The following is an 18,709-nucleotide window of genomic DNA, read 5'->3' as shown; positions in this document are numbered from 1 at the left end:
CGACAAGCCCCGACGTGCAGGGGCACGTCGGGGCTTGGTATTGTTAGTCGAGTTTAAGCACAGCTAAGAAGGCTTCTTGTGGGATCTCCACGTTACCTACCTGGCGCATGCGTTTCTTACCTTTCTTCTGTTTCTCGAGGAGCTTGCGCTTACGCGAAATGTCACCGCCGTAGCACTTGGCCAGTACGTTCTTGCGCAGGGCCTTCACCGTCTCACGGGCAATGATCTTCTGACCGATAGCCGCCTGAATGGCGATCTCAAACATCTGACGCGGCAGCAGTTCACGCAACTTTTCGCAAAGGCGCTTGCCCCAATCGTAAGCCTTGTCGCGGTGCACGATGGCGCTCAGGGCATCCACTTTCTCGCCGTTGAGCATCACATCCAGCTTCACCATGTTCGACTGACGGAAACCGATCAGTTCGTAGTCAAGGGAGGCGTAGCCTCTGGAAATGGTCTTCAGTTTATCAAAGAAATCAAATACGATCTCGGCAAGCGGCATCTCAAAAGAGAGCTCCACCCGGTCGCTGGTCAGGTATGTCTGGTTTTTCAGAATACCGCGCTTGTCCATGCAAAGCGTGATGATCGGGCCTACGTACTCTGCCTTCGAAATAATCTGCGCTTTAATAAAAGGCTCCTCAATACGGTCAATGTAATTCGGTTCCGGCATTTCGGAAGGCGCATTCACCTTCAACAATTCGCCTTTGGTGGAATAGGCATGAAACTGTACCGACGGCACGGTAGTGATTACCGTCATGTCGAATTCGCGCTCCAGACGCTCCTGCACAATTTCCATGTGCAGCATACCCAGGAAGCCGCAACGGAAACCGAAACCAAGCGCAGCTGATGTCTCCGGCTCCCACACGAGTGAAGCATCGTTCAACTGCAGCTTCTCCATGGAGGCACGCAATTCTTCGTACTCGCTCGTTTCTACCGGATAGATACCCGCAAATACCATTGGCTTCACGTCTTCGAAACCCTGTATACCTACAGCAGGACGGTCGACGTGCGTAATGGTATCTCCTACTTTTACTTCTTTTGCATTCTTTATACCTGAGATCAGGTAGCCCACGTTGCCGGCGGCCATCTCCTGGCGCGGCTCCTGGTTAAGTTTCAGTACGCCAATCTCGTCCGCCTCGTATGTCTTGCCGGTGTTGATGAACTTCACCTTCTCCCCTTTCTTCAAGGTACCATTATAAATACGGAAGTAGACCTCAATACCTCTGTATGAGTTGAATACGGAGTCAAAGATCAAGGCCTGCAGCGGAGCAGCAGGGTCCCCTTTCGGTGCGGGAACACGGTCGCAGATAGCGTTCAATATTTCTTCTATACCGATGCCTGACTTACCGGAAGCATGGATGATGTCTTCTTTGTCACAGCCGATCAGGTCGATGATCTGGTCACTTACCTCTTCCGGCATGGCGTGCGGCAGGTCAATTTTGTTCAGAACCGGGATAATTTCCAGGTCAGAACCGATGGCCAGGTAGAGGTTCGAAATAGTCTGGGCCTCTATACCTTGCGAAGAATCCACGATCAGCAGCGCACCTTCGCAGGCAGCAATGGAGCGGGATACTTCATAAGAGAAGTCGACGTGACCTGGTGTGTCGATCAGGTTCAACACGTAATCCTCTCCTTTGTAGTGATAATTCATCTGGATGGCGTGACTCTTGATAGTAATACCACGCTCACGCTCCAGATCCATATTATCGAGCAGCTGGTTTTGCATTTCACGCTCTGCAACCGTAGAAGTAAATTCCAGCAGGCGGTCAGCCAGCGTGCTTTTACCATGGTCGATGTGGGCGATGATGCAGAAATTGCGAATGTTCTTCATAAATAGTTCTTACGAAAAACAAAGTTAAGAAGAATGTAGGTTTGTTGCTGTATTCCGGCCTAAATCATTTTATGATTGGCCTCTTTGCCGATCCCTCCTTATTATTCTGCCAGTACACATGGAATTTAGCATATAAGTTTTATAACTTTAGAATCTTTTTGCAAACCGATATCAGATACTGTATGCCAGAACAGACTTCCAGCGCCGCTAAGATTGCCGCTATGGAGCGTGAGATTCAACTTCTGAAGGAGAAATGTGAGTTCCTGGAGAAGGTCATCCACGAAGTGCCTGCCAATATCTACATCTCCAACCTGGACCTGGGGGTAGTCTGGTGCAATCGCACCAATGAGGAAAGCCTTGGCTATACCTTGTCTGAGATACTGGAAATGGGCGGCATGAAGTATATGGAGGCCATTGTGCACCCGGATGATCAGCATATCCCTGAAGACAGCGTCACCCATTACCAGCAATTTAACGGTGCTGAATTCGGGGGCTTGTTTCGGGCAAAACACAAAGAGGAAGACCAGTACAAATGGTTTGTGGGCTGGGCCAAAGCTTTCAGCAAAAACCAGCAGGGCGATGTTAAAGAGGTGATCTGTGTGGATGTGGACCTGAGTCCTGGCATGAATACGGAGGCTCAGTTGGTACAGGCGCTTAAGGAGAAGCTGAAGCAAAAAAGCAGCCAGATAGTGAGGTGTTTGCGAAAGCGCGAAATCGAGATTCTGGAACTGATCTGCAAGGGGTGCAGCACCAGGGAAATCGCGGAGCAGCTTTTTATCAGTCCGAACACAGTGAGCACCCACCGCAAGAGCATCCAAAAGAAGCTGGGTACAACTAACGTGGCTGACCTGGTATCGCTTGGGAAAGAGGCAGGTCTAGGCTAAGCTGCAGCGCCTGCACATTTCCTGATCAGATCAACCCTATTTCTGCAGGGTCGGCTAAGCCCAGGTGAGCAGCGGATCCAGCTTTTGCCTGTGTATACCTGCTCCTTAGACCTTTCTTACTTTTAAAGCTGTCCATACCGTATACCACAGTACGGCTTTGGAGACGGCTGTTCTGTTTCCTGGCTTTTCTGAATCAGGCCCTGCCTGTCAATCCTGCGTAAAAATGACTATATTCGCATCAAATTTGAAAAAATCCTTGTTAGTAAATTATGCAACTTACTAAAGTAGAACCATATAAGCCGGTCAACCACATCCGCATCGTAACGGCTGCTTCGTTGTTTGACGGGCACGACGCTTCGATCAACATCATGCGCCGCATCATCCAGGCATCCGGCGCCGAGGTGATTCACCTGGGGCACAACCGCTCGGTGCAGGAGATCGTGGATTGCGCTGTGCAGGAAGACGCACAAGCCATTGCCATTACCTCCTACCAGGGTGGTCACCTGGAGTACTTCAAGTACATGTACGACCTGCTCAACGAGCGCGGCTGCGGCCATATCCGCATCTTCGGCGGCGGCGGCGGTGTGATCCTGCCGACTGAAATCGAAGAACTGCACGAATACGGTATTGCCCGTATCTACTCCCCTGACGACGGACGTGCCATGGGTCTGCAGGGTATGATCAACGACATGCTGGAGAAATGCGACTTCCCGACAGGCAAAGACCTGAACGGCGAAGCGAAGCACCTGCGCGACAAAGATCCGAAAGCCATTGCCCGGCTGATCTCGGCTGCTGAGAACTTCCCGGAGGAAGCACGCAGCATCCTGAACGAGGTGAGAGAGCAAGCCAAAGAAGTAAAAACACCAGTGCTGGGTATAACCGGTACAGGTGGTGCCGGTAAGTCGTCTTTGGTGGACGAACTGGTGCGCCGCTTCCTGATAGACTTCCCTCAAAAGAAGATCGCCATTATTTCGGTAGACCCATCGAAACGCAAAACGGGCGGTGCTCTATTAGGAGATAGAATCCGCATGAACTCGATTTCGAACGAGCGGGTATACATGCGCTCCCTGGCTACACGCCAGAGCAACCTGGCCCTGAGCAAGTATGTGCAGGATGCCGTGGATATCGTGAAGGCGGCTGACTTTGACATGATCATCCTCGAAACTTCAGGTATAGGCCAGTCCGACACGGAGATCATCGAGCACTCGGATATGAGCCTGTATGTGATGACTCCGGAGTACGGTGCCGCCACGCAGCTTGAGAAGATCGACATGCTCGACTTTGCCGACGTGATCGCCCTGAACAAATTCGACAAGCGCGGCGCGCTCGACGCCCTGCGTGACGTGAAGAAACAATACAAGCGCAACCACCAGCTGTGGGATGTGAACGATGATGAGATTCCGGTTTTCGGCACCATCGCTTCGCAGTTCAACGACCCGGGCATGAACCAGCTATACCGTGCCGTAATGGCCAAGCTGTCGGAGAAAACGGGCGTGGAATTCGACTCCAACCTGCAGACATCAAAAGAGATGTCGGAGAAGGTATACATCATCCCTCCTGCCCGTACCCGCTATCTTTCTGAGATATCAGAGACCATCCGCAACTACGACAAGTGGACGAAGGATCAGGCCGAGGTTGCCCAGAAACTCTATGGCATCAAAAAGTCCATCGAGGCCGTGCAAGGGATTGAGGTGGAAGACAAGGATCGTTTGATCAAGCAGCTCGAGCAGGCGTATGCTGAAGTAGAGCTAAGCCTGGACGGACAGAACAAGAAGATTCTCGAGAACTGGAAAGAGAAAGTACAGGCCTACAAGAACGAGTTCTACGTGTTCAAAGTGCGTGACAAAGAACTGAAAATTAAGACGCATACTGAGTCGCTTTCACACCTGCAAATTCCCAAAGTGTCTACTCCGCGCTACGAAGCATGGGGTGATTTGCTGAAGTGGAACCTGCAGGAGAACGTGCCGGGCGAATTCCCATACACAGCGGGCGTGTTCCCGTTCAAGCGCGAAGGCGAAGACCCAACCCGTATGTTTGCCGGCGAAGGCGGACCGGAGCGTACGAACCGTCGTTTCCACTATGTGAGCTTGGGTATGCCAGCCAAACGCCTTTCTACGGCATTTGACTCGGTGACACTTTACGGTGAAGACCCTGATTTCAGACCGGATATTTATGGTAAGATCGGTAACTCGGGTGTGAGCATTTGCTGCCTGGACGATGCCAAGAAACTGTACTCCGGCTTCAACCTGGCCGACCCAATGACCTCGGTTTCCATGACCATCAACGGTCCTGCTGCCATCCTGACCGGCTTCTTTATGAATGCCGCCATCGACCAGCAGTGCGAACTGTACATCAAAGAGAATGGCCTCGAAGAAGAGATCAACCAGAAGATCGAAGCCATCTACAAAGAGAAAGGTACGGAGCGTCCACGTTACCAGGGTGAGCTGCCGAAGGGCAATGACGGTCTGGGCCTGATGCTATTGGGCGTAACCGGCGACCAGGTATTGCCAGCTGACGTGTACGAGCCGATCAAGGCGCGCACCTTAGCTTCTGTGCGCGGCACCGTGCAGGCGGATATCCTGAAAGAAGACCAGGCGCAGAACACCTGTATCTTCTCCACGGAATTCTCGCTGCGTCTGATGGGTGACGTGCAGGCGTACTTCATTGACAAAAACGTGCGTAACTTCTACTCTGTGTCGATCTCCGGCTACCATATTGCAGAGGCCGGTGCCAACCCGATCTCGCAGCTGGCCTTTACGCTGGCCAACGGCTTCACCTTCGTGGAGTACTATGTGAGCCGTGGCATGGACATCAACAAGTTTGCGCCGAACCTGAGCTTCTTCTTCTCAAACGGTATCGATCCGGAGTATGCGGTGATCGGTCGCGTGGCCCGCAGAATATGGGCGAAGGCCATGAAGCACAAGTACGGTGCTGATGCCCGTTCGCAGATGTTGAAGTACCATATCCAGACGTCCGGCCGTTCACTGCACGCGCAGGAGATCGACTTCAACGACATCCGTACCACATTGCAGGCCCTGTACGCGATCTATGACAACTGTAACTCGCTGCACACCAACGCTTACGACGAGGCTATCACCACGCCAACAGAAGCATCTGTACGTCGTGCGATGGCGATTCAACTCATCATCAACCGTGAGTTGGGTCTGGCCAAGAATGAGAACCCGCTGCAAGGCTCGTTCATCATCGAAGAGCTGACAGACCTGGTGGAAGAGGCTGTACTGACCGAGTTCGACCGCATCACGGAGCGTGGCGGCGTGTTGGGTGCCATGGAGACGATGTACCAGCGTGGTAAGATCCAGGAAGAAAGTCTGTACTATGAGACACTGAAGCACACGGGAGAGTACCCGATCATCGGCGTGAACACCTTCCTGTCATCCACTGGTTCTCCAACTGTTCTTCCTACGGAAGTTATCCGGGCGACAGAGGAAGAAAAGCAGTACCAGATCTCGATGCTGCAAAGCTTGCACAAGCGCAATGCGGATAAGTCAGAAGAGATGCTGAAACGCATCCAGCAGGTGGCGATCAACAACGGGAACATCTTTGAGGAGATGATGGAAACCGTGAAGTATTGCTCACTGGGTCAGATTACCAACGCCTTGTTTGAGGTCGGCGGACAGTACCGCAGAAATATGTAAGTTTTCATAAAATATACCGCAATCAGGCGGCGTTATTAAAAGCAAAGGCCGGGCAAATGCCCGGCCTTCTTTTTTGTATCTGCTGGCAGTCAGCGTCTTGACAACATATTGCAGCTTTGAGAGGTATAAAGCAACATAAATAAAACGCACCATGAAAACCAAAAATAAAGACTCTGAGGATTTTCCATTCGTGCTGGTTGGCTCGGCACTCCTGTTCCTGGGCCTGGCAGCTTACGTATACCTGAGCACCAAAATCGAAGAAGAAGATATCGATTTTGACCTTTGGGAAGAAAATATCAGCGATTATGCCTGATTGGGAACAGGTATAGTCGCCTCTTTTTACAAAAGCAAAAAGCCAGTTCGCTGTTCCTTGACAGATTACGAACTGGCTTTTTTTGACTTAATCTTATACCTAAAGCGAGAAGTTACCGGAAGCTTCCGGTTGAAACGTCACCTTTTCGATTTTATAGTTGATCGTGCCCGATGGCACAGGCCACTCCACCTCGTCTCCTTCTTTGCAGCCGATGATAGCTGTGCCCACCGGAGCGAGAATGGAAATTTTACGGCTATTCACATCGGCATCCTTCGGGTACACCAGCGTAATTTCCATTTCCTTGCCGCTCTTCAAGTCCCTTAACAAAACGCTTGAATTCATCGTCACGACTTCTGCTGGAATCTCCTCCGAAGCAACCCGCTTGGCCCGCTTCAGTTCTTCCCCGAGTTTAGCGATATTTGCCTGCATACCCGGGCCCTGTCTTTGCTGCTGCACCAAATCAACCAGGCGCTTATAGTCCTTCTCGGTCAGATAGATTAAGTTTTCCATATCAATTAAGCACATAGTTTCTGCTGATAGAGCTGGGGGAAGGCTTTTTCGGAAAGTAAATGTCCTTGAAGCTCTTCGTCTGTCCCTGCTCCACACGCCTGAATATTTTGTCCGGGGTAATGTCCTGCAGGGACGCAAAGCCGCAGGCCTCCATCACTTCGATGGTTGACTTGATGGTGTTGCCATGGAAGTTAGCCACACGCACCCGCTTATCTGCTACGTCCAGGCCCTTGTACAGGTTCTTGTCCTGCGTGGCTATACCTACCGGACAGCGACCGGAATCACACTGCAGGGCCTGTATACAACCCAGCGCGAACATCATACCTCTTGCACTGTAGCATATGTCAGCACCCAGCGAAATAGCCTTGATAATGTCCACCCCGGTGATGATCTTACCCGCCGCAATCAGCTTGATCTCGTCGCGCAACCCGTACTGCTCCAGCATGTGCTGCACATAGGCCAGGGCATCATAAAGCGGCATACCCAGGCTATCGGTAAACTCAAGCGGTGCGGCACCTGTACCGCCCTCTGCCCCGTCTATCGTGATGAAGTCCGGATAGATGCGGTTGTGCTTCATTTCCTGGCAGAGGCGTTCGAACTCCTGCTTGTTACCAATGCACAGTTTGATACCGATCGGCTTGCCGTCTGAGAGCACGCGCAACTTGTCTATGTACAGCAGCATGGTGAACTGATCGCTGAAAGCGGAGTGCGCCGGCGGTGAAGCAACTGTGGTATAGGGCTCCACCTTGCGTATAGCCGCGATTTCCGGTGTATTCTTGGCAGCCGGCAGTATACCACCGTGGCCCGGCTTGGCTCCCTGCGACAGCTTGATCTCCACCATTTTGATGTGCGGATGCGCTACCTGCTCTTTGAATAACTGCTCCGAGAAGTTGCCGTTTTTATCGCGGCAGCCGAAGTAGCCTGTACCGATCTGCCAGATCAGGTCGCCCCCACCCTCAATGTGAAAGGGACTCACGCCACCCTCACCGGTATTGTGCGCAAAGCCTCCTAGTTTGGCACCGGCACTCAGAGCAGTTACAGCTGTTTTACTCAGAGAGCCATAGCTCATGGCTGAGATATTATAAATGCTGGCGCTATAGGGTTGTTTGCAGCGGCTGCCTCCTACTGTCACACGCAGGTCCTTGGCCTGCACGTGCACCGGGAACATAGTATGGGCAATCCACTCAAAGCCTGGCTCCTGGCTGTTGGCCTGCATACCGAAAGGTACCGTCTCGCGCACGTTCTTTGCACGCTGGTACACGATGGAGCGCTGGCGTCGGCTGAACGGCTTGCCGTCCAGGTCGGACTCAAAGAAATACTGCCGGAGTTCCGGACGGATGCTCTCGAAGAAATAGCGCAGATAGCCTACCAGTGGGTAGTTGCGCAAAATGGAGTGCCTGCCCTGCCGCACGTTGCGCAGGTATACCAGGTGCAAGGGCACAATTAGTAAGAGAAGCCACAGGTATGGCTGCTCAAAAATTGATAAAAACAAGATAAACAGATAAGCTGCTATAAAGACGTATCCCAGGGATTGCCTCACACTGACCTTACTTGCCATGTCGTAAAATCTTAGAAAATGAATAAGATGAAAGAAAATTGCTAAACCAGAAATCTATAATTGCCAGTTTTGTTTGTGGGGCGCCAGAGCGTAAGCTCCGGCTTACTTGTTAAAGGCCTTGGGAGAGGAAAAAAAGTTGAGGCAATAGCCGTTCAGTTCATCACACATTGCTACATGATGAGAAGCTGCTACCAGACCTGAACCAGGTATGGTAAGCCAGAAAGAAGGATATTTGCCGATTGGCCTCATGTCTTTTTGATTGACAGTGCAAAGTTAGTTGAAAGAAAAGAAGAAAACCCAAAAATCATACGCTATTAATTGGCTAGCTGTTTTTTTTCAACTCTATAGAAGGACGAATTTGCCGGCTTCTTGCTTTTGTACTAAAATACAGGAAATGAGGGCATAAGATTCACAACCTAAATTGCTATATAGCGTTAAAAAATTCAAGTTTAACTCTTCAGGCTATATATCATGATGCGCTTTACGACAATCTCCTCTCTCCTGCTCATTGGCACCACATTTGGCTACCTTATGAAAAGCTGGATGTCGCCCGAGCAGCTCCAAATGGACCTCCACGAAGAAGACATACACTTGTATCTCTAAGCTTGCGACTGTTGTTTAGATATGGAGGAAGCAGGCCTGGCGCCTGCTTCCTCTCTTGAATGCATTCCTTTTAGGTTAATCCCCCCTTTAGCCGTACCTTTATCAGCGAAAATCAATCCTATCATCTATACCATTATACATGACACAACAGGAAAAAATAAGCTACATCATCGGCCGCGACATGGCAGCCAACCTCAAAAAGCAGGGTATCGACATCGAAGCGGATGCTTTTGTGAAAGGCCTGAAAGAGGTGATCGCTGGTGAGCCCTCATCCCTGTCTCAGCAGGAGATCCAGATGGCCATGATGGCGCTACAGCAGGAGATGCAAGAGAAGCAAGGCGCCAAAGGCGGTGAAAACCAGAAGGCAGGCGAAGCTTTCTTAGCGGAAAATAAAAACAAGGAAGGAGTAAAAACACTGCCAAGCGGTCTGCAGTACCAGGTGCTTCAGGAAGGCACAGGCAAGTCGCCGGCTGCCTCTGACAAAGTAACGACTCACTACCACGGCACCCTGATCGACGGTACGGTATTTGACTCGAGCTACGAGCGAGGGCAGCCAGCCACGTTCCCGGTTAACGGTGTGATCGCTGGCTGGACGGAAGCCCTTCAGTTGATGAAGGAAGGTGCTAAGTGGAGACTGTTCATTCCATCGAACCTGGCTTATGGCTCACAAGGCGCCGGCGACGTGATCGGACCAAACACTACTCTGATCTTCGATGTGGAGCTGATCTCAGTTCACTAACACATACTAGCGTATAAAATAAAGAGGTTCGGCCAGGTGATCATCACACCAGCCGAACCTCTTTATTTTATACAGAGGGTGCTATACCTAGGCCATCTTCAGGTCAGTCTCAGCCATCTCGTGCAACCAGCGGCGACTTTCTTCCTGGTACAGGAAATGGTGGATGATCATAAAATTATCTCCATCCATCAGTTCATCCCCGTCTATTTCGTTTACCAAACTATTGTAAGCAAACACGGGCATGACAACCGCCACAAACACATTCTTGTTTACAGCACGCAGCACTTCCGGGAAAACATACTTAAACACCCACTGCTGGTCTTCCTTCTCAATGGCAACTCTGCTTTGCAGGTTCAGTATCCATTTCTGCGGCTTGTACATGAACACCATGTCCATGATATGCGCATAACCCTGCCGCAGTTCGTTAGAGCTCACCTCCCCCTCCCACTTAATATACAGTGTTTCTTCTTCATGCACGTACTTCAGCCTCAGCTGCTCTTGCAGCACACTGCGGAGCTGATCCCTTACCGAAAAATGTCTGCCAAATGCATTGGCACCCATCAAATTATCTGTGTACATGGTACGTATCAGTTTATGCGGCTTTTGGCCATCAGGTAGAAGATAAATATTCTAAACAGAGTCAGCAAAAGAAGAGTGACTTGAATTTTGTATAAACAAAGATGTAATATTTATATATTAACAACAAGAAATAATTTAATATTTTATTGGTTTCATATAGTTAGTCAACTTAACTAGCTTATTGGCAAGTCTCTAATCTGCTAAATATTTTTTCCTTAACTTAAGTCGGTTTCCGAAACAAAAGCCCGCAAGCAAACAATTTACCCCGGCAGACGTTCTAAACTCATTTAATGCATTCACCAAAAAAAGATATACTCCTATGGCAAACACCCAAAATGAAGGCAAAAAATTTCTGGAAAGCGTGCACCAGTTCTTCGATCACGCTGCCAGTTATTCAAAGCTTGACCCTGGTATTCTGGCACAGATCAAGACTTGCAACAGTGTATATAAAGTGTCTTTTCCGATTGAGATCGATGGCCGTGTAGAAGTTATCGAAGGCATCAGAGTACAGCATAGCCACCACAAACTTCCGTCTAAAGGGGGTATCCGATTTAGCATGCAGGTAGACGAGGATGAGGTGAAGGCGCTTGCAACGCTGATGACGTTTAAATGCGCGGTGGTGGATGTGCCTTTTGGGGGTGCCAAGGGTGGTGTGAAAATCAACCCTCGCACCAGTTCTGTCAAAACACTCGAGAAAGTAACACGCCGTTACGCAGCTGAACTTATCAAGAAAAACCTGATTGGGCCAGGCATGGACGTACCGGCTCCTGACTACGGCACAGGTAGCCGCGAGATGGCCTGGATTGCAGACACCTACCAGGCATTGAAGTATGGCGAAACCAATGCGCTGGGATGCGTAACCGGTAAGCCTGTGGGCCAGGGCGGCATACGTGGCCGGGCAGAAGCTACCGGTCTGGGAGTGTTCTATGGCATACGCGAAGCCCTGAGCGATACCGAGTACATGAAAAAGGCAGGTATAGAAGGCAATACTATGGAGGGCAAGCGTGTTATTGTGCAGGGGCTGGGCAACGTAGGCTACAATGCCGCCCACTTCTGCCAGCAGGACGGTGCCATCATTATAGGTATAGCGGAGCGTGAAGGCGGTATTTACAACTCCAACGGCATAGACGTGGCGGAGGCTTTCAAGCATCGCAGCGAAACAGGCTCTATCCTGGACTTTGGGCAGTGCAAGAACTTTGAGAATTCAGTTGAGCTGCTGGAAGAAGAGTGTGACATCCTGATTCCGGCCGCCCTGGAAAACCAGATACATGCCGGCAACGCAGCCCGCATCAAAGCGAAAATAGTTGCGGAAGGTGCCAATGGCCCTGTCACCCGTGATGCTGAAAAGATCTTGCTTGAAAAAGGAATCATCATTATACCTGACCTCTACATAAACGCAGGCGGTGTGACCGTATCCTACTTTGAGTGGCTCAAAAACCTGTCGAATGTACGTTTCGGGCGTATGGGAAAACGTGCCGAGGAAGCCAGCCACAGACGACTCGTCAATGCGATCGAGAGCGCTTCCGGTAAAAGCCTGACTTCCCATGAACGTACCATGCTTATACAGGGTTCAGACGAGATTAGCCTGGTGCGTTCCGGTCTGGAGGATACCATGATCAACGCCTATCATGAGATCAGGGGCGTCATGAACAAAAAGGACATACACGACATGCGAGCAGCTGCTTTCCTGACAGCCATCGAAAAAATCGGGGTGAGCTACGAAGCGCTTGGTATTTTCCCTTGATGGGTAAGAGAACCAACTGGAAGGGTCAGGATTTTGCTACCATGGCAAGGTCCTGACCTTTTTGCATATATAGGAGCCAGTCCATTGCCTCAGACTTGTCAGTGAAATAGTTGAAGTGAATGAAATCATGCACCGGTAACAGCTGTGAGGCAATGTAGTTGTTAACTAGTGCCTTAAAGTGGCCTTCTGAAAAGATTACGGCCGCGTAGATGTCCTCCCCAATAATATCCGATACTTGTGGGTAATACTCACGGCTTAGCCAGATTTCCTGCTCTGCATCAAAAGGACCAATGCGTGATATGTCTGTACTGTAATAGCAGATCTTGGGGCTGGTTTTCACAAACTGCAGCACCTGCCAGTATAGATTTCTAAACTGCTCTGTGTCTGGCTTCAATTTCCAGCTGATACAAAGCACACCTGCTTCCTTCAGATAAGTAGCAAGAGCATAGGACGAATCACTGATGACCATAAGGCAAACCGCTTGGTTTCTGGTGTTTATATTCGAAATATAGTATATATTTTATTTTTGCACAAATACTGTTTAGCAAAAGTTATAAACCAATCCAATTGGGTACCAGGCTTCTGAATAGAAAACTGTCCAATATTTAACACCCTATTACTTAAGATCAAATTCTTACAAGCTTATCACAATTCTAGTGTATTAGCATTTAGATAATTAGTACAAGTGTCTTTTTAGACAAATCTTTTTAATAGTACCCAAAGAGCAAATACATATCAGCTTTAGGCTAAATGCCTGTATCCGAAGCTGAATCTTAAGTTGTTCCTGTAAGGCTGAGATAAATTAACCTCTCCGCTAAAGCAGAAGGTCGGCTCTTGATGAAAGAGCCGACCTTCTGCTTTGTTTACATGATCATTATTGCAGCTTCAGCCACTTCGTGTAGATTTTCTGTTGCACTGCGGTTGGTTTCTCAACCCGCTCAAAGCGGTAGCGCACGCTCTTGTCTGCCACAATCGGAATCTGCAACTCCAGCAGTTTGCCGTCGCGCACAACTGTCACCGGCACTTTATCACCGATCGTGCGCCCGCTGATCAGGGGAGAAATGTCGCTTTCGACTCTGTATCCGTCAATAGCAATGAGCTCGTCATTCACGTTCAGGCCTCCCTCCCAGGTGCTGCTGCCACGGGCCACGGTTTTCACAATAGTGCGGCCATTCTCCACTGCCGTACCGGCTCCCCAGTTCAGGTTGAGTACTCCCTCGTTCTGGTTAACAAGCCTTAGCCCGGCGGCTTCGAAATAGCGGTTATAGTCCGGAGTCTTGGTGCCGTGCACGTAGTTCTGGAAGAAATCGTCCAGCTTGCGACCGGCAAAACGCTCCAGCGCCTCCTTGAACTCCTGCTCCGTGAAGCCGCGGTTCAGCTTCTTATAGTAGCGGTCATACATGTAGCGCATCACATCGTCCAGGCTCTTGTCGCCCTTGGTGTTCTTCATGATCTCCATGTTCAGCAGGTGCCCGATCACGCCGCCTTTGGTATAGTAAGATACCTCGGCATTGTTTGTGTTTTCGTTGCGCCGGTAATACTTGATCCAGGCATCGAAGCTGGATTCGGCCACCGTCTGCACCTGGTTGCCCGGTGTATTCTCCACCGAGTTAATGCTGCCAGCCACTACATCCAGATAGCGGTCTGTGCCCATCAGGCCGGCGCGCTTGGTAAGCAGATCATCGTAATAGCTGGTGATGCCCTCCGACACCCACAGCAGGCGGGTGTAGTTTTCCTTATCATAATCGAATGGCCCAAGCGGAGCCGGACGCAGGCGCTTCACATTCCAGAGGTGGAAGTACTCATGCGCTACCAGCGCCATAAAACCGGTATAGCCCTGCTCGGTGCCATAGTTCCAGCGGCTTGCCTGCAATGTGGTGGAGTTCAGGTGCTCCAATCCGCCACCACCGCGGTGCAGGTTGTGCACGATGAACACATAGCGGTCAACGGGCAGCTCGCCCATCAGACTGATGCACTCTTCCACCACCTTCTTCATATCTGCCAACAGGCGCTCAGGCTGGTAATTACCCTCACCGTACATGGCTACTTCGTGCGGAACGCCGCCTGCTTCAAAACGGAGCACTTCGTGGTTGCCTATCTCCAGTGGGGAGTCGGCCAGGATGTCGTAATCAGGGAAGGTATAGGTAAAGTTGCCGGTGCTCTTCAGGCCGGTAGACACGGTCTTCCAGTCCTTATAAGGCTGTACCACCAAAGTGCCCTGCTGCTTCTGGTAGCCCTCCGGGTACATAAATACGCTCGTACCGTTTACGTAGCCATGCGAAGCATCCAGGAAGCTGGTGCGCACGCTCATCTCGTAGGCATACACTTTGTAGCGCACACGCACGGCATCAGCTTTGTTGCTGTATACACGCCAGGTGTTTTTGTCTATCTTCTCGTGGCGCAGTGTTTTGCCCGATTTGTCGGTGGCGTTGAAGCCCTCCACGTTCTTGGCGAACTCACGCACCAGGTACGAGCCGGGAGCCCATACGGGCATTTTATAGTCAATGTAGTTTTTCCGGGCACCACTCAGCTCTACCTCTACCTCAAAATAGTGGGTATGCGGCTCGGACATCGACAAGGTATAGCGCAGGTCAGCGGCAAGTGTCGACAGGGTGGTCAGGAAAAAGAAAAAACAGGATAGGAAAAGGAATAAAACAGATTGCTTAGGATGAAACATGCGGAATAGATGGGTTGATGATTTAAAAGCTTTCCGGCATTTTACGATAAAAAGCCTGCTTTTCAAAATCCGCAAGGTTCAGGTTGAGCGTAATCCTGGTGCTCAGGCGCATTCTGACTGGCGGTGGTCCAGCCAATTGATGGCATCCTGCAAGTTGCAAAAGGTATTCATGATGATAAAGGAATTGTAGCTTTTCAGTCCTAGCAGGCCGGATTCTTTGATCATATCATGGTAGCAGTTTTCGTCCACTACCAGGGCTACATAATTTCCTGTGCCAAGATGCATCATGATCTGGGGGAAGAGTTGCACCTGTAGCCAGGTCTCCTCCTGCTCACTTAGCTTGCCGATGTTGCGCAGGTCGAACAGCCACTGCTTCACTTGATGCTCCATAGCAAAACGCAATGCCGTAAGCAATCCTTCTCTGAACTCGTCTGCCTGCATTGTACGGTTGTACAGTACCTCCAATCGATCTGCCACAAAGCTTACTCCACAGGTGCCCGACTTATACAATTCCATCCTATCTGGTTTTAAATCACTTGCAAAAATATAGATTTTATACCAAAATATAACATAATTATACCATATTAATTTCATTTTAATGAAATTTTCTATGAATAGACAAAATAAACTGACGAACGGCTATGAAATGCCTGTTAAAACTTACTGAATTGGCCTGTTCCGGAGATGAGAACCTGGTGATTTCGGCATGATGCCAGCTAACGTTGACCAGTCTGGCACGATATTCCCATAGTAATTGTTACTAAACCTAAACCCTATCGCTATGAAAAAGATGATTGCCCTAATGCTTGCCCCTGTCGTACTGCTGTTGATACTGTTATCAGCAGGTACCGATCAGGCAGCCTCTCCTTCACAGGAAACAGCTTCAGTGCGCTTTGCCCGCCTGAAAACAGATAAATCAGAACCTGCAGCCCAACCGGTCAACTCAAAAAATCGGGGTACGGTTGCTGAGTCCGGTACTGATAACGCTGATCTGGCCTGGGTAGATGCCAGTGGCACAACTCCCACTGACTCTCTTATTGCCTATGCCCTGACCTTGATGGGAACGCCTTATGTGTATGGCGGCACGAGCGACAGTGGCTTTGACTGCTCTGGTTTCACTTCGCATGTCTACCAGGAATTCGGAGTGCCGGTTACGCGCTCTTCTACCACACAGTCAGAGGATGGTATACCTGTAACGCGTCACGAGGCCCGCCCGGGCGATCTGGTAGTATTTACGGGTACAAACCCGCAGGTACGCGAACCTGGTCACGTCGGCATCGTGATCTCTGAGCCCGGCGATACAATCAGTTTTGTACACTCCTCCTCTAATGGCGGCGTTAAGATCAGCAAGGTAGAAGGTACAGGATATGATAGACGCTTTCTGGGTATCAGGCGTGTGCTGTAAGGCATATGTCAAACATAAATTACCTGTAGTTACGTAAGATACACTATATAGCCCGACTGGCATTAGCCGGCCGGGCAAATTTCATCTAAAAAGAAATGAATATGGTGCATCCCTACATAGCCAACTCCATCAACGCACTGGTACTGATTCTCGCCGGACTGGCAGTATACTTTCTTTCACCTTCCCGACCGCTGCTGGCTTTAGTAGCACCAGTGTTTGGCATCCTGCTGCTTGCCACCACCTATCATTTAAAGCGTCACAACCGTTTTGTATTTCACACTGTTTCGGCACTTACGCTGCTGGCAGGCTTTCTGCTCATCCTGCGCATCGACCCGGACAACTTCGTGTGGGACAGCAAGCACATCCTGATCCTGCTAATGGGTATCAGCTGCTTTTTGGCGGTACTGTCTTATGTGGCTTCTTTTTTAAAGGAACGTCGGCTGCGCGACAACACGATCTACAAAGACGATCTGTAGGCTTTGGTTTCCTACTTACTGGTTTGTAGGCATAGAAAAAGAAAAAGCGCCTGGTGTAGCCCGTCAAGTTACACCAAGCGCTTTAAGAATCCTTCAAATCTTAACAAGCGGCGCCCTGTTTTGCAGCAGCACCATCACTGAAGACCAAAGGTAATATTTACTGCGTAAGCAGTAGATACTCACTGCTTACTAAGCCAGCTCACTGTTAAGGTGAACACTATTACCAAGGCTTACTAAGACGACTGATGGATTAGACATAGCACCTCCTTTCTCTTTAGTCCGACATAAACCATGCGCCGCTGCTCGTGGCAGTCATACGCAAAGCCGCAGCACTCGCCGCTTAACTGATAGTATAAAGTTAAAATAACGCTGATAAGTTCACAAGGTTCAGCACTTATTTTATCATACTTTCTTTCCTGCTTCTGTATGCTGGCTTGCTAATTGCATACTATGTTTTTAAGTCACTCAGAATGAAGTCGGTGCAAAATAAAAACAGGCTGCGACCGGGTTTATGAAAATTTAACACCTGTTGTCATTCTACCTTCAAATAAATGAAAGCTGCACTGTCCTGTGTAAAAAAATCGACCGGCATCGCCCTTTAGTTGAAAAATGAATTATTTTCTCTATATTTCGTTACTAATCTTATCAAACAAAACCCAAATCATGAAAAAACACCTGCTAACCCTTGTTGCCCTTATGCTCTTTTCAACCTTGGCATGGGCACAGAAACTTTCTCCTGTTGGCATCTGGACCAATGAAGAAGGCAAAGCTCGCTTTGAGATTTACCAGTCAGGCGACAAACTGTATGGTAAGATCGTGCAACTGAAGGAGCCGCTCAGAAACGGCAAACCGAAACTGGACGAAAACAATCCGGACAAAAAGTTGCGCAACCGTCCACTGCAAGGCATGGTGTTCATGAAGGACTTTAAGTACGATGGCAACAATAAGTGGGACGATGGCACAATCTATGACCCGGAAAGTGGCAAAACGTATTCCTGCTACATGAAAATGACTGGTAAAGACAAAATGGAAGTAAAAGGCTACATCGGCATTTCTCTTATCGGCAGAACACAGAACTGGACTCGTGTAGAATAAGTATCACGACATTTTCATATAATGCAAAAAAGGTTGGCCCTAAAGCCAACCTTTTTTGTTTTCAACCCTTTACTGCTTTATTAAACTCCCTTTTTAGGCAAAAGGTTTGCTGTATTGATGGGCAAGGTTAAAATACCTGCAGCACTTTGTAGGTTTTGTCGCGGAAAACAAAGCTTTCGCCACTGGTTTTGCCGGCCATAGCCTTGTAAAGCGGCGACATACCCGAGATAGCGTAAAAAGACTCTCCGTCTACCTTGATCTCACCCAGGCTCACCCCTATGAAGTAGTTCTGTAGCTCAGTCATCACCACCGCTCCGAACGATACTTCCTTGTTCTCCTTTGTTGAATTCAACTTCTTGAGCACGCCCATCGTGGTGATCAATTCATCAAGCTGCCGAGCATACATATCACGCTGAATCTGACAGGCTTCCCTGAATGATTCAAATTTATCTTCGATGGCACCGTGATGCTCATTGGCACTTTCCTGCGCCTCATCCATGGCTTCTTTCGCTGCCTGTATCTGCATGTTTAACATCTTGGTTGACTCCTGCAGCAGTTTTTTCTTCAGTTCAAGTTCTTGTGTTAGCGTCATCATGGTATCTACATTATCCGGTAAACGATCTGTTTTGAAGGGTGCCAAAA

17 protein-coding genes are annotated in these 18,709 nt (G+C 49.4%); 9 read left to right on the top strand and 8 right to left on the bottom strand.

Annotation, left to right across the window (positions count from 1 at the left end):
- Positions 1-43: 43 nt before the first annotated feature.
- Positions 44-1,828, bottom strand: coding sequence for a translation elongation factor 4 (gene lepA / locus AC5FXQ_RS13395; RefSeq protein WP_493602932.1), 1,785 nt, complete (start codon positions 1,826-1,828; stop codon positions 44-46).
- 182 nt (positions 1,829-2,010) lie between these two features.
- On the opposite strand from lepA, the gene AC5FXQ_RS13390 reads away from it, so the two are divergent.
- The 3 genes from AC5FXQ_RS13390 to AC5FXQ_RS13380 all read left to right on the top strand — a co-directional run bounded on the left by AC5FXQ_RS13390 (position 2,011) and on the right by AC5FXQ_RS13380 (position 6,681).
- Positions 2,011-2,712, top strand: coding sequence for a LuxR C-terminal-related transcriptional regulator (locus AC5FXQ_RS13390; protein WP_493602931.1), 702 nt, complete (start codon positions 2,011-2,013; stop codon positions 2,710-2,712).
- Positions 2,713-2,981: 269 nt separating this feature from the next.
- Positions 2,982-6,368, top strand: a complete 3,387-nt coding sequence (locus AC5FXQ_RS13385; protein ID WP_493602930.1) for a methylmalonyl-CoA mutase family protein — start codon at positions 2,982-2,984, stop codon at positions 6,366-6,368.
- Positions 6,369-6,519: 151 nt separating this feature from the next.
- Positions 6,520-6,681 carry a hypothetical protein gene (locus AC5FXQ_RS13380; protein ID WP_493602929.1) on the top strand — a complete coding sequence of 54 codons (162 nt, stop codon included), beginning with the start codon at positions 6,520-6,522 and terminating at the stop codon, positions 6,679-6,681.
- 99 nt (positions 6,682-6,780) lie between these two features.
- Here the strand turns inward: AC5FXQ_RS13380 and rnk are convergent, their stop codons facing one another.
- Both rnk and AC5FXQ_RS13370 read right to left on the bottom strand, forming a co-directional pair.
- Entirely contained in the window at positions 6,781-7,191 is a 411-nt protein-coding gene (gene rnk, locus AC5FXQ_RS13375) for a nucleoside diphosphate kinase regulator (protein WP_493602928.1), read from the bottom strand.
- 1 nt (position 7,192) lies between these two features.
- The gene (locus AC5FXQ_RS13370; RefSeq protein WP_493602927.1) at positions 7,193-8,683 is read right to left on the bottom strand and encodes an FMN-binding glutamate synthase family protein; all 1,491 of its coding nucleotides are present in this window, start codon (positions 8,681-8,683) and stop codon (positions 7,193-7,195) included.
- Positions 8,684-9,220: 537 nt separating this feature from the next.
- Here AC5FXQ_RS13370 and AC5FXQ_RS13365 point away from each other — a divergent pair.
- A complete protein-coding gene (locus AC5FXQ_RS13365; protein ID WP_255345436.1) occupies positions 9,221-9,352 on the top strand; it encodes a hypothetical protein in 132 nt (43 codons plus the stop codon).
- Positions 9,353-9,491: 139 nt separating this feature from the next.
- Entirely contained in the window at positions 9,492-10,091 is a 600-nt protein-coding gene (gene bamJ, locus AC5FXQ_RS13360) for a BamJ family beta-barrel-assembly machinery protein (RefSeq protein ID WP_493602926.1), read from the top strand.
- Between the two features lie 87 nt (positions 10,092-10,178).
- On the opposite strand, the gene AC5FXQ_RS13355 is transcribed toward bamJ, so the two are convergent.
- Positions 10,179-10,670, bottom strand: coding sequence for a hypothetical protein (locus tag AC5FXQ_RS13355; RefSeq protein ID WP_493602925.1), 492 nt, complete (start codon positions 10,668-10,670; stop codon positions 10,179-10,181).
- Positions 10,671-10,989: 319 nt separating this feature from the next.
- On the opposite strand from AC5FXQ_RS13355, the gene AC5FXQ_RS13350 reads away from it, so the two are divergent.
- A complete protein-coding gene (locus AC5FXQ_RS13350; RefSeq protein ID WP_493602924.1) occupies positions 10,990-12,414 on the top strand; it encodes a Glu/Leu/Phe/Val family dehydrogenase in 1,425 nt (474 codons plus the stop codon).
- Between the two features lie 25 nt (positions 12,415-12,439).
- On the opposite strand, the gene AC5FXQ_RS13345 is transcribed toward AC5FXQ_RS13350, so the two are convergent.
- The 3 genes from AC5FXQ_RS13345 to AC5FXQ_RS13335 form a co-directional block, all read right to left on the bottom strand.
- Positions 12,440-12,883 (bottom strand): hypothetical protein, encoded by a 444-nt coding sequence (locus AC5FXQ_RS13345; protein ID WP_493602923.1) that lies wholly within the window; start codon positions 12,881-12,883, stop codon positions 12,440-12,442.
- 405 nt (positions 12,884-13,288) lie between these two features.
- The gene (locus AC5FXQ_RS13340; RefSeq protein WP_493602922.1) at positions 13,289-15,091 is read right to left on the bottom strand and encodes a M61 family metallopeptidase; all 1,803 of its coding nucleotides are present in this window, start codon (positions 15,089-15,091) and stop codon (positions 13,289-13,291) included.
- A gap of 102 nt (positions 15,092-15,193) precedes the next feature.
- On the bottom strand, positions 15,194-15,607 hold the full coding sequence (locus AC5FXQ_RS13335) for a hypothetical protein (protein WP_493602921.1): 414 nt from the start codon (positions 15,605-15,607) through the stop codon (positions 15,194-15,196).
- A gap of 265 nt (positions 15,608-15,872) precedes the next feature.
- Here AC5FXQ_RS13335 and AC5FXQ_RS13330 point away from each other — a divergent pair, with 265 nt between their 5' ends.
- The 3 genes from AC5FXQ_RS13330 to AC5FXQ_RS13320 all read left to right on the top strand — a co-directional run bounded on the left by AC5FXQ_RS13330 (position 15,873) and on the right by AC5FXQ_RS13320 (position 18,067).
- Positions 15,873-16,496, top strand: a complete 624-nt coding sequence (locus tag AC5FXQ_RS13330) for a C40 family peptidase (RefSeq protein ID WP_493602920.1) — start codon at positions 15,873-15,875, stop codon at positions 16,494-16,496.
- Positions 16,497-16,591: 95 nt separating this feature from the next.
- Positions 16,592-16,972 carry a hypothetical protein gene (locus tag AC5FXQ_RS13325; RefSeq protein ID WP_493602919.1) on the top strand — a complete coding sequence of 127 codons (381 nt, stop codon included), beginning with the start codon at positions 16,592-16,594 and terminating at the stop codon, positions 16,970-16,972.
- Between the two features lie 663 nt (positions 16,973-17,635).
- Complete coding sequence (locus AC5FXQ_RS13320) at positions 17,636-18,067, top strand: DUF2147 domain-containing protein (protein ID WP_493602918.1); 432 nt, start codon at positions 17,636-17,638, stop codon at positions 18,065-18,067.
- A 127-nt stretch (positions 18,068-18,194) separates the two neighbouring features.
- Here AC5FXQ_RS13320 and AC5FXQ_RS13315 read toward each other — a convergent pair whose 3' ends face one another.
- Entirely contained in the window at positions 18,195-18,662 is a 468-nt protein-coding gene (locus AC5FXQ_RS13315; RefSeq protein WP_493602917.1) for a hypothetical protein, read from the bottom strand.
- Positions 18,663-18,709: the final 47 nt, after the last annotated feature.

This window comes from Pontibacter sp. LHS1 (assembly GCF_058932855.1).
The sequence above is the reverse complement of the archived record's forward strand: the minus strand, read 5'-3'. Positions and strand labels throughout refer to the sequence as shown.